The sequence below is a fragment of the Streptomyces sp. 8L genome, assembly GCF_020176795.1.
Taxonomy (GTDB): Bacteria; Actinomycetota; Actinomycetes; order Streptomycetales; family Streptomycetaceae; genus Streptomyces.
In genome coordinates this window covers 34,586-45,483 of sequence record NZ_JAIUKE010000040.1, presented here as the reverse complement: position 1 = coordinate 45,483, position 10,898 = coordinate 34,586, and the positions used below count along the sequence as shown (strand labels likewise).

The 10,898-nt window shown below is 70.5% G+C and carries 7 protein-coding genes and 1 pseudogene; 2 read left to right on the top strand and 6 right to left on the bottom strand.

The annotated features are described in order from the left end of the window. Positions 1-551: pseudogene (locus LCE31_RS05315) on the top strand (M15 family metallopeptidase); the annotation flags it as partial. Between the two features lie 482 nt (positions 552-1,033). Here LCE31_RS05315 and LCE31_RS05305 read toward each other — a convergent pair. From LCE31_RS05305 to LCE31_RS05295, 3 genes are read right to left on the bottom strand one after another with little or no spacing between them, the layout of a single operon-like run. Beyond that, on the bottom strand, positions 1,034-3,154 hold the full coding sequence (locus LCE31_RS05305; protein WP_225012797.1) for an integrase: 2,121 nt from the start codon (positions 3,152-3,154) through the stop codon (positions 1,034-1,036). Beyond that, the gene (locus tag LCE31_RS05300) at positions 3,151-4,887 is read right to left on the bottom strand and encodes a hypothetical protein (RefSeq protein ID WP_225012796.1); all 1,737 of its coding nucleotides are present in this window, start codon (positions 4,885-4,887) and stop codon (positions 3,151-3,153) included. Before LCE31_RS05300 ends, LCE31_RS05305 begins: the two co-directional genes overlap by 4 nt. Further along, complete coding sequence (locus LCE31_RS05295; protein WP_225012795.1) at positions 4,887-6,422, bottom strand: integrase; 1,536 nt, start codon at positions 6,420-6,422, stop codon at positions 4,887-4,889. The genes LCE31_RS05300 and LCE31_RS05295 overlap by 1 nt, the downstream gene beginning before the upstream one ends. Positions 6,423-6,639: 217 nt before the next feature. Between LCE31_RS05295 and LCE31_RS05290 the strand changes: the two genes are divergently transcribed. Beyond that, positions 6,640-7,413 carry a class I SAM-dependent methyltransferase gene (locus tag LCE31_RS05290; RefSeq protein WP_225012794.1) on the top strand — a complete coding sequence of 258 codons (774 nt, stop codon included), beginning with the start codon at positions 6,640-6,642 and terminating at the stop codon, positions 7,411-7,413. Positions 7,414-7,573: 160 nt separating this feature from the next. Here LCE31_RS05290 and LCE31_RS05285 read toward each other — a convergent pair whose 3' ends face one another. From LCE31_RS05285 to LCE31_RS05275, 3 genes are all read right to left on the bottom strand, one after another. Beyond that, positions 7,574-8,818, bottom strand: coding sequence for a GNAT family N-acetyltransferase (locus tag LCE31_RS05285; protein WP_225012793.1), 1,245 nt, complete (start codon positions 8,816-8,818; stop codon positions 7,574-7,576). A 147-nt stretch (positions 8,819-8,965) separates the two neighbouring features. Then, on the bottom strand, positions 8,966-9,997 hold the full coding sequence (locus LCE31_RS05280) for an asparaginase (protein ID WP_225012792.1): 1,032 nt from the start codon (positions 9,995-9,997) through the stop codon (positions 8,966-8,968). A gap of 94 nt (positions 9,998-10,091) precedes the next feature. Continuing rightward, on the bottom strand, positions 10,092-10,865 hold the full coding sequence (locus tag LCE31_RS05275) for an RsiG family protein (protein WP_225012791.1): 774 nt from the start codon (positions 10,863-10,865) through the stop codon (positions 10,092-10,094). Positions 10,866-10,898 lie beyond the last annotated feature (33 nt).

The window sequence follows — 10,898 nt, the reverse complement described above, 5'->3', positions numbered from 1 at the left end:
CCGACCCCCGGGTGACCTCCGTACCCGTCGAGGAGTGCGGCGAACCGCTCGTCGACGTACGCGCCTACCGGGGCGGCGCCCTGCGCGTCGACGGCCGCGAGGCGGCGCGGCAGGACACCTACATGTACCTGCGCGAGGGCGTCGCCGAGCGCCTCGTCGCCGCGCAGGGGCAACTCCCCTCCGGAATACGGCTGTTGTTCCTTGAGGGCTACCGCCCGCCGGCCTTGCAGCGCAGGTACTTCACCTCGTACGCCGACGAGTTGCGCGCCGCGCACCCCGACTGGACCGCCGAGAACGTCCGGGCCGCCGCCAGCCGGTATGTGTCCCCGCCCGAGATCGCCCCGCACAGCGCGGGCGCGGCCGTCGACCTGACCCTCGTGACGGAGGACGGCACCGAACTCGACCTGGGCACCCGGGTCAACGCGAACCCGGAGGAGAGCGGGGGCGCCTGCTACACGCACGCCCCCGTCCCCGCCCAGGCCCTCGCCCACCGGGACCTGCTGGGCGCGGCGCTGGGCTCGGCCGGGCTCGTCAACTACCCCACCGAGTGGTGTTCCCAGTCAAGTTCTTGTGTTCAGCTTCAGGGTGGCCAGCGTGAGGTCGCGTGCCGGGGGTTATTACTCCTCTGTCGGGTGAAGCGTGATCACGTTGCCTGGGACCTCTTCCGCGTGACTCTCCTGGACTCCTTTGTGGGCCTGATGTGTGAGGACGGCATTCGCGAGGGCGAGCTCCGTCACTTGCCGACGGAGGTCTTCGATCTCGTTCTGCTGCGAAGTAACTGTCTCTTGCAGCTTGGTGACCTTCTTCCTCAGCCGCAGTTCCGATTCGGGGACTTGCTTCTTTTCGGTGCGGATGCGTTCGTTGAACTCGTTGTTCAGGTCGGCGTGCCGCTTATAGAGGGCCATGCGGTGGACGCCAGCCTCGGCGGCGAGGGCGGCGGTGGTGAGGCTGCCGTTGGAGGTGGTGGGCTGTCCGGCCAGGAGTCGGTCGATGGCTTCGAGGATGCGTGTGCGCTCGTCGGTGGGCTGGTCGGTCATGAGAGGGCCTCGGCGGGTTGGGCGGCGGCGTGATGTCCGTCGGCGGTGGTCTGGTCGCGCTGGGCCGCAGCCCGGAGCCGTGCGGCGAGGGGTTCCGGTGTGACGGCGGCGAGTTGTTCGGTGAGGGTGGCTCCCTCGATCAGTTGGTCCGCGTGGCTGTCGAGACGGATGGCGTTGCCGCAGCCGGGCCGGCAGTCGTACTGGTTGGGGGCGGTCGCGTCGGGGCCGGGCTCGCAAAGAGCGTTGTCCCGCTTGAAGACGCAGATCAGGCAAGCGTCGGGGTTGTCGAAGAGGACGAGGCCGTCGCGGGCAAGGTAGTCGGCGGCTTGCTTGGCGAACTTCGCCGTGACGATGCGTCCCTCGAATCGTGGGGCCTCGGCGGCGGCGGTGATGGCCCGCCGGGCGGCGGGGCCGGAGATCTTCTCGCCGGCGGCCAGCCGGTCCCGCAGTTGGGCGGCGGTGTCCGCTGCTGCCAGTGCCGTTTCGATGTCGAGGGCGCTGTGGATGCCGCGTCGGCTTCGGCTGCCGTAGCCGCTGGAGGTGCGGGCGTCCAGGACGGTGCGCATGTGGCCGTACTGAATCGCCAGTGCGATCAGCCCGCCGGGCCGGCGGGCGATGTGCCAGGCAAGGGTGCGGCGGAAGCGCGCGAGACCGATGGCGCCGTGGGGATCCTTGGGGACGTGCTGGTCGCGCAGGCTGTGTCGCTCGGCCTCCTGGTTGACCCAGGTGATGAACTCTTCGATGCGCTGGTTCATCGCGCCGTTCTTCAGGGCGCCTCGCATCTTGCGGCTTCGGGCGAAGTCGTGGTGGGTGGCGTCGAAGAGCAATGCCTCCGCGGGGACGATGCGTTCGAGGACGCGGATCGCGTGAACGACAGGGGTGATGGCGACCCAGGGGACTTCACGTTCCTCACCGCCGGAGACGTGGTTGCCGTCGTCGTCGGTAACGGTTTTGTAGTGGTGGCTGCGGATGAGATGGCGGCTGCCGTTCTCGGGATCGGGGCAGCACCCGGACCTCATGCCCTGTACTTCCTGAGGCCGCATGCCGGTCAAGTAGAGGCAGATGATCATGGCGGCGGTGGCGAGGTGCTTCATCAAGGTCGTTACCTCGTTGAAGTCGATGTGCTCGCGCCAGGGCTTTCCGTTGATCTCTCCGGTGACCGGGCTCTGGAGCGGGCAGGGGCCGGGCTGAAGTTCGTCGAGGTGATGACGTTCGCGGAACCCGCTGACCTGGTTGACGCTGCAGCCGACGGTGGCCGCGATGAACTTGCTGGCCAGAACGGTCCGGCCGCGATTTTGCGTGGTGGGCAGGCTCTTACTCGCTGCGAGCCGGGGCAAGAGGTAGGCGTCGAGCGCGGCCAGGCCCTCCGGCGTGGATGGTTGGGCGAGGGCCAGCTGATTCAGCCGGTTCCTCTCCTGCCAGGCGGCGAGGATGTCGTCTGCGAAGTCATCGATCATGCGGATCGCCCAGACCAGCAGTGGCCCGAGCACCGAGGGATCGAGCGGTTCGGTCGAGTTCTCTCCGCTGTCCCGTGGGTCGGAGGCGGGCAGGTAGTTGTCGACGCCTTCCCGGTCCCAGGGAGGCTGAGGGACCCCGACGGGCTGAGTGCAGAGTTGATCGAAAGCCCACATATCGGTGAGTCGGCTCAGAACTTCCTCGGCGGAGTGCCGGCTGAGCGTGGTGAACCGCTGGGCCGTGTAGGCACTCCAGTGGGCGTCGGTGCAGGACTGCAGCTTGTTGATGCCGCGGGTGTGCAGCCAGCGGGCGAGCCGCATCCACTCGCCGCAGGTCTCCCGCATCTCGTCAGCGGATCCGCGAGCCCGGGCCCGGATCCCGCGGTTCGTCAGGTAGCTGGGCCGCAACTCCCCGTTCAGGAGGAGCCAGCTGACCTGCTTGACCTGGCTCGTCAGCTCGGCCGGGCAGTTCCGCCAGTGGACCTTGACCAAGCTGGCACTGGGGTTGTCGATCAGCGGTCCCAGGGGCCAGACCGGGTCCTGGTGAAGGCCGTTGGGGTTGGTGTTGCCCCGGCTGATCCACTTCTTGAGGACGACGGGACTGGTCGGCGACGGCGGCGCCAGCAGGTAGGAGTCGTTGCCGAGCGCGGGAGCGAGCGTCACGGGGCCAGCTGTCCTTTCAGCAGGAGGTCGACGACGGTGCGGTCGGTGTCGCTGACCCGTCTCCGCGCGGTGGTCCAGGCTGTCGGTCCGACCCGGCTTGCCAGGTTGTTCAGCCGCTGGGCGTGCTCCCCCCAGCGCGAGTACCAGAGCTGCTCAGGCAGCACGGACTGCAGGCTGTCGACCTGCTCGTGCAGGAGAGCGAGGCGGGGGTAGTGACCGGGATGAACGTGTGCGTTCGGGCAGGCCAGGCAGAGCAGGAAGTCGGCGCCGCAGCCGCCGCCTTCAGCCGGCCAGGCGGTGGTGGTCTCGTCCGCGCAGTCCGCTGTGGCGGTCTGTCCGTGGCCGGGCTCGGGTGCCGAGGCGAGACGACCGCGGAAGACCGTCTCTTTCGCCTGGTCGAGGGCCTCGAGCGCGCCGTCCTCGAAGACCTCTTGGGAGGCTTCCTGGACAGTTTCGTCGGGAATGACGTAGACGCTCTCGTGAGTGTCCTGGGTGTGCTGGAGGGGCTTGCCTTCGCGGGTCACCGTCGTGCGACGCAGTCGGCGAAACGGCGACCCGCTCAGGTGATGCGTATCGGCCCATTCCTTCGCGTCGGCTCCCGAGACCCCGAAGATCAGCGGGCCAAGAGGCTGAGGCCGGTCCAGGTCTGTGGAGCTGCTGCCTGCCAGAAGGGAACTGCGGGCGGTCATCAACAGGTCGGTGCCGGGGGCGAGTCGGGCGGCCAGCAGCCTGCCCTGGAGGGTGGCCGCCAGGGCCTGCGTGATCAGGCGTCCTGGGGAGTCGGCCCCGGAATCGGTGATGTTCTCCGTGGAGAACCAGCGGCTGTTTCCGGCCCGCCGTTTCTCGATCTGCACTTGGTAGGTGATGTTGGCCGTCTCCGCAACCGACGGGGCCCGGGTCGGGGCAGGCAGGCGGTCGAAGACGGAGAGGTTCCAGCCGAAGCGGTCGGTCATCAGCACTGCCAGAGCCGTCAGTTCGGCTTGGGAAAGAAAGAGTCGTCCCCAGGTGTGTTCACCGTCTCGGCCGCCCAGCAGGCGCCAGTTGGTCACCGCCATCTTGCCGCTGGGCAGCTGTGTGCGCGGAACGTCTCCGACGCGAGCCAGATGCTCCAGAATCTTGCCGAGCTTCCCCTCACGGCTCCTCTCGTCCAAAGTACCCGCCTGCCACTTCTCGAGCAGGGCCGTGTTCTCGGCGATCCGCAGCCAGGCGGAGCGGAACTGCCGCCCGGCGGCCAGCAGGACGCGCTCGCGCTCCGACTCGTTGTAGGACTTCCTGACCGGCTTCGGTGCCGGGACGCGGCGGGCGAGTTCTTCGGCGACCGCTCCCGTACTCAACCGAGGATCCGTGCGGAGCAGGCGGTGCACGACCCGCAGCGTGGTGCGTCCGGTGTTGGTTTTGACGTGCCGCAGCCGCCAGCGTTTGAGAACCGCCGCATCCAGATCGGGCAGGTCCTCGGGCACCGAGTCGAGTCCCGAGACGAACTCGGCGAACACCGCCAGCCTCCGCCAGGCAGACGTGGCGGTGATATGGCTGTTCCACCTCGGCTGCTGGGCGGCGAACACCACAGCCAAGGACCGCTGCATCGGAGCCGGAACCGACAGGTCCGCGAAGTCGAACCTCTTCTCGTGGCCAGCCTTGTTGACCATCGTGACGACCAGGCCGTCCGCGGCGATCGGCGGCTCGACTACGAAATCAGCTGGCGGCAGGACGGCCCGGCGCCCACGAGGGCTCATCAGGAACCCACCTTCACCTGGTCGACGAGCCCGTCGATGTCCTGGATCCCGGCCGTCTCCCTTGCCAGGCGGGCGAACACCCCATCCACGTCCTCGACTTCCTGGGACTCGTCGGCATCAGCCGAGGCCAGGATCGACTCCAGCTGCAAATGCGCGACGGGAGCCAGGTAATGACGCTTCGTTGTCTCGACATCCGCATGGCCCAGCAGAGTCTTGACCATCCACCACGGATCGCCGAACAGCAGCGCGAAGTCCCGGCGGTCCTCCTTCGTCAACCCGAAGCGGGCCTCCATCAGCTGGTTCAGCAGGATCAACATGTAGAGCGCGAAAGAGTGCCGGGTGGAGTGCGGCGTCGCGTACGGAGTCTTGCCTCGCACCTCGACAGCCCGCAGATCACGGCCCACCTCCCGCTCGGCCGGCGTCAGCAGAACCTCCTCGCACCGCGAGTTGGTCGAGGTGAACACCTGGTTCCAGCGGTCTGGCAGCATCGGCATGCCCTGCTCGGTCAACCACAGCCACGCAGGTTCCGGACCCTGCGGGCCCTCCAGGAACAGCCACTGCCGTTCCTGCCAGCCCAGCCGGGTCAGCAGCTGCTGTCCTTCGACGCCGTTGCGGTCGACCCAGAACACCTTCCTTGCCCGGCCACCGGTCACCTTCGTGACCAGGCGCATCTGGTCAAGCTGTTCGTAACGGCCCAGATGCTGGGCCCGCTGCACTGCCCAGGCGCGTTCCGACTGGACGTAGGTCTCGACCTGCCCGACGGACTCCACGGACGCGTAGTACGTCCGGCCGTTCTTCGACCGGGTTACCGCCCCGGCGAGCTGAGCGTGCAGGTAGCGCCCGTGCTGCAGCCGCTGGGCGGGCAGTTCGAAGGTCAGCAGCGACCCGGCCTCCTGCCGCCGCAGCCCCGAGCTCAGCGTGAACCGGACGAACGAGGTATTGCGTGCTTCGGTCCGGGCCTCCCAGCCCCAGGCCGGTGCACCGTCACGACCGTGACCACGAAGCCCGATGTCGGACCACAAACCCCATGTTCGGGGCGTCAGCCACGAGACCCGTGCGCTGACCGCGTCGGCTGCACGATCTTCCAGGCGCGACGCGTCCACCGGCAGCGGAACTACCTTCGCCCACTTGAACAACCGCGTGAACGCCGCAGCCTCACGGTTCCACTTCGAGCCGCCGATGCGCCTGGGGTTCTGCGGTGCATCGCAGCGCCAGCTGCGGTAGTTCAACAGGTCCTGCGGGGAGGCTCGCCGCCAATAGACGCCGCGCGAAGACAGGTATGTCAACAGAATGCGAATGTCCGTCGCGTAGTTCCGCTTCGTCTCCCGCTCGAGAAAGCGGAAATCCGCCGACAGAACAAAATCCAACAGGCCGGAATCGATGGTGAAATCAGGAGCGATGAAGACAGGATCCCCTGGCATCAAACCAATCTGCTCGACCGCCAACGGCAGGTCCTCGAACCCGAACGCCCTCGCCACTGGCGCCGATCCCCACCACTCCGGGTCCGGTACCCACACCACTTGCCACTCGTTCAACCCGAGCCTCCCCTGACGCTTGAACACATCCAAGTATCAGGGAAGTGGTGGCACTGGTCCTACGGCGACCGCTACTGGGCCCGGCACGCCGGCCATCCGCACGCCCTCTACGGGCCTCTCGAACCGGCCCGGGACGTGTGACCCGGCGAGGTCGCGGGGGAGGACCGTACAGAAATCGTGCGGCACCGACGGCGCGGTCCGTGCCAGGATGCTCGCCATGCCGGGACGCGCACTGAGCTTCGGGACGATGGCGGAGGCGTACGAACGGTTCCGGCCGGGGTACGGCGTGGAGCTCTACGACCGGGTCATGGCGTATGCGGGCCGTTCGGTACCGACCGCCCTTGAGATCGGAGCGGGGACGGGCAAGGCGACGCGGCTGTTCGCGGAGCGGGGGATCGCGGTCACCGCGACCGAGCCCGACGGGGCCATGCTCGCCGAACTGCGGAAGCATGTGCCGGCGGGTGTCAGGACCGAGCGAGCCGCGTTCGAGGACATACGGCTCGGCGAGAGGTACGGCCTGGTCTACGCGGCGGCCGCGCTGCACTGGACGGCCCCGGAGGGCCGGTGGCCGCGCGTGGCGGCACTGCTGGAACCGGGTGGCGTGTTCGCCTCGTTCGGCGGCCCGGTCCGGCCCGCCGACCCGGCTGTGGAGGAAGCCGTGCGCGTGGCACGAGCGCCCTTCCTGGAGAGCGACGACGTGCCGTCCCCTGACGGGACACCTCCGGAGAGCGACATGCAGTGGCCGGGCACGGAACTCCAGCGGTCCGAGTGGTTCACCGATGTCCAGCAGTCACTGATCACAAGGCGTTTGACGATGACGGCCCGTGAGTACGTCGGCCACCTCTCGACCGTCTCGGCCTACCTCGTACTGCCGGCCACGGAGCGCGAGCGGGTATTCGGCCGGATCGCGCAGGCCCTGCCGGGGACGGTCGGGATCGTCGCCGACATCACCGTCCATCTGGCGCGCCTGCGCGACGAGCGGAGACCGTGACGGCGTGCGGCGACGTGAACGGTGCGGCGCGCGGTCGAGTCCGGCCGGGCGACCGCTTCGGAGCCGGGCCGCAGGCGGGCCGGGCGGCAGCCGTGGGCCGGGCGGCAGCCGTGGCCGAACCGCCGACCGGGCCGCACCAGTGGGAGGACCTGTCCCCACGTCAGAACATGTCGGGGCACCACGGCCGGCGCGGTGTGTGGAACAGCGCCTCCGCGCGGGCCAGGGCACCAGGACGCTCCTCCGCCACCGCGCCGAGCAGGGCGAGCCGGGTGGGGGTCTCGTCGCCCAGGTACAGCGAAGCCAGCGCACCCGCGCCGAGCGTGAGATCCGCGTCCCGCGTCGTCGGGGCGCACGTCGCGCCGTCGGCCGTGGCCTCCAGGAGATAGCGGCCGGACGCCATGCCCGCGTCGTCCCGTACGTCGAGCACCAGCGTCCCCGGTACCCCGTACGTCCGCGCCCCGAGCGCCCGCGCGGTGTCGAGGACGCGCAGCCAGAGGTAGTCCGCCACCCCGTTCCGGCGCGCGGCGCGCGGGTCGGGCAGGTAGTAGGGCAGCAGGTCGTCGGGCGCCCGCCGGCCCGTGGAGACCTCCACGACCCAGTCGAGCGAGCACAGGAACAGCCACAGGGCCCGCTCCACCTCGGGCGACGTCGCGCTCAGGCGCCGTACCGCGACGCTGTTGACCGGCTGCTTCCCGGCGTTCCACTTCCCGTCGACGGTGTACGAGGCGAGCCCCTCGACCTCGCCCGCCGCCGACCTGTACATCGCGTAGAACGCCTCCTTGTCGGGCTCGCCGACCGGTTCGAGCCCGGTGTTGACGCGCCACCAGCGCTCGTCGCGGTCGATGGCGCCCGGCTGGAGCACTCGCCACCGGTCGTGGAACTCGGGGCCGTGCTTGCGCACCTCCGCCGCGTCGACCAGGTCGATCCGCGCACCCTCCTCGGGCGGCGACCAGCGCCGCGCGTCGAGGCCGGAGCGCGGCACGTCGACGATCCAGTCCGCCGTGCGGGTCGCCCGGCCGAAGCCGAACCGCCCGTAGATCCGGTATTCGGCGGCGACGAGGTTCGCCACGACGTCGCCCCGCTCCTTCGCGGCGGCGAGGTCCGCGGTGATCATCCGCTTCAGGAGCCCCTGGCCGCGGTGGCTCGGGGTGACGGTGACGGAGGAGATCGCGTCGGCCGGTACGACCGCGCCGCCCGGCACCGTCAGCTCCTGGGCGAAGGAACGGTACGTCGCGACGCACCGCCCCTGGTCGAACGCGCCCCGGGTCCGCCCGAGGTCGGTCCCGGCCAGCCGGGACGCCACTTCCTCCGAGGGAATGGGCGTGGAGTTCAGGAATCCCGTGTTCACGGCGCGCAGCCAGTCGGCGAACTCGGAATCGGTGACGGTACGTACCTCGGCGCTCATACCGCCACGCTAGGCGCACACCCCCGCGCCCCGCACACCCTTTCCCGTCGGCCGGGACGCGGGAGGCCGGGAGGCCGGAGGCGGGGGCCGTCCGTTGCCGGCCGGGATGCGGGATGCGCGGGCCGGGAGGTGGGGCCGGGGCGCTCGTCAGAACGCCGCCAGGACCCCGCCGACCTCCGCGCCGCCGCCCAGCAGCGGCGACTCGGCGATGCGCTCCACCACGTCCGCCCGCACGCCGAGCCGGTCCAGCGCCCGCGCCATGACCGGGCCGACCGCCCGCCCGTTGCCGTCGTCGATCTTCAGGGCCAGCGCCCTGCCGTCCTCCAGCGCCACCGCCTGCACGGCCTCCGCGCCCGTCTTCGACAGCGTCCCCGCGACGCCCTCCATCAGCCAGGTGTCGGCGCGCCGCGTACCCGCCACGTATTGCGGATGCGCGCGCATCGCGTCGGCCACCCGGCGCTCCGGCGTGCCCGGCTCGGCCAGCACGAAGTGGCGGAAGGCGCGTGCGAGGCCCGTGAGGCTGATCGCCATCAGAGGGGCGCCGCAGCCGTCCGTCCCGATAGCGGAGACGGGCTCGCCCGCCGCCTCCTCGATCACCGTGCGCACGAGCTTCTGGAGCGGGTGCCCGGGGTCGAGGTAGGTCTCGGTCGGCCAGCCGTTGTGCAGGCAGGCCGCGAGCATCGCCGTGTGCTTGCCCGAGCAGTTCATCGCGATCCTGCTGGGCGCGTGGCCCGCCGCCAGGTACGCCCGCGCCTCGGTCTGGTCCAGCGGGAGGTCGGGCGGTGTGCCCAGATCGGCCTCGGTCAGACCGTACTCGGCGAGCATCGACCGTACGAGATCCAGGTGGAAGCCCTCGCCGGAGTGGCTGGCGGCGGCCAGCGCCAGCCGCTCGCCGCTCAGGTCGAGACCGGCCCGCAGCACCGCGGCGGCCTGCATCGGCTTGTTGCTGGAGCGCGGGAAGACCGGCGCGTCCGGCTCGCCGAGCGCGAACTCCACGCCGCCGTCGGCCGCGAGCAGCACCAGCGAGCCGCGGTGGTGGCCCTCCACGAACCCGGACCGTACGACCTCGGCGAGCACCGGAGGCACGGTCGCGCGGGCCGCCGCCGCCCCGTGCGGTGCGGAAGGCCCAGACGGTGCGGACGGTATGGGCGGTGCCGAGGCTCCGGGGTCGTGTGTCATCTCGTCGGCCTTTCGACATCGAGGCGCCCGGGGCAGCGCGAGGGCCGGGCCTTGTGGGCCCGCGCCGGCCGCGTGCTCCGCACGCCTGTACCACTCAGGTGAGCAGGTCGTCCACCTGCGCTTCCCCCTCACGGTACCTGCGGGCGATCTCCGCGCTGCACCCGTCCACCGTGCGCTGCAACAGGTGGCGGCGCCGGGAGATCTGCTGCTCGTTGCGGACGAACCTGCGCATCGCGGCGTGCAGTTCCTCGTCCGTACGGGCCGCCAGGTCGGACAGCTCCACCTCCGCGAGCGTCTCCGCGGCCAGCCTGCGGCACTCCGCGCCGCGGGGCGTCGACAGCGTGACGTGCCGGGCGGAGGTGCGGTGGCTGGAGGGCGCGTCGGAGAGGATCTCGGCGAGCCTGACGACCATCGACGTGGCGGGCCCTCCGGGGCCGGGGCCTGCCACGGGCGCGTCCGGCCCCGCCCCGGGACTCGCCTCCGGCCCTGTTCGTTCAGACCGCTCCGTACGTTCCGCACGCTCCGTACGGCGGGACAGCTCGTCCCGCAGGATGTCGATGCGTCCCTGGAGCAGCCGGCGCAGATAGCTCAGGTCGGCCTCGTCGCGCTGCGAGTCGCGGCGCAGGGCGCGCAGCTCCGGCAGGCGCAGCCGGGTGAAGTCGTACGGCCGCTGCCCCGGCAGCACGGCCCCCGTGCCGGGACCGGCCGCCGTGCCGGTGCCGGTCCTGGTGCCGCCGTCCGGGTCCACCGCCTCGCCGCTCCCGCGGCCCGTGCCCGTCGTCGTACGGGCGCTGGGCACGGGGCCGGGCGGGCGCCCGGCCCGCTCGACCGGATGCCCGGGCCTGTCGGCTCCAGATGTGCTGCTCATCGCGCGTACTGCCCCTCACTCAGCCGGGGGGAC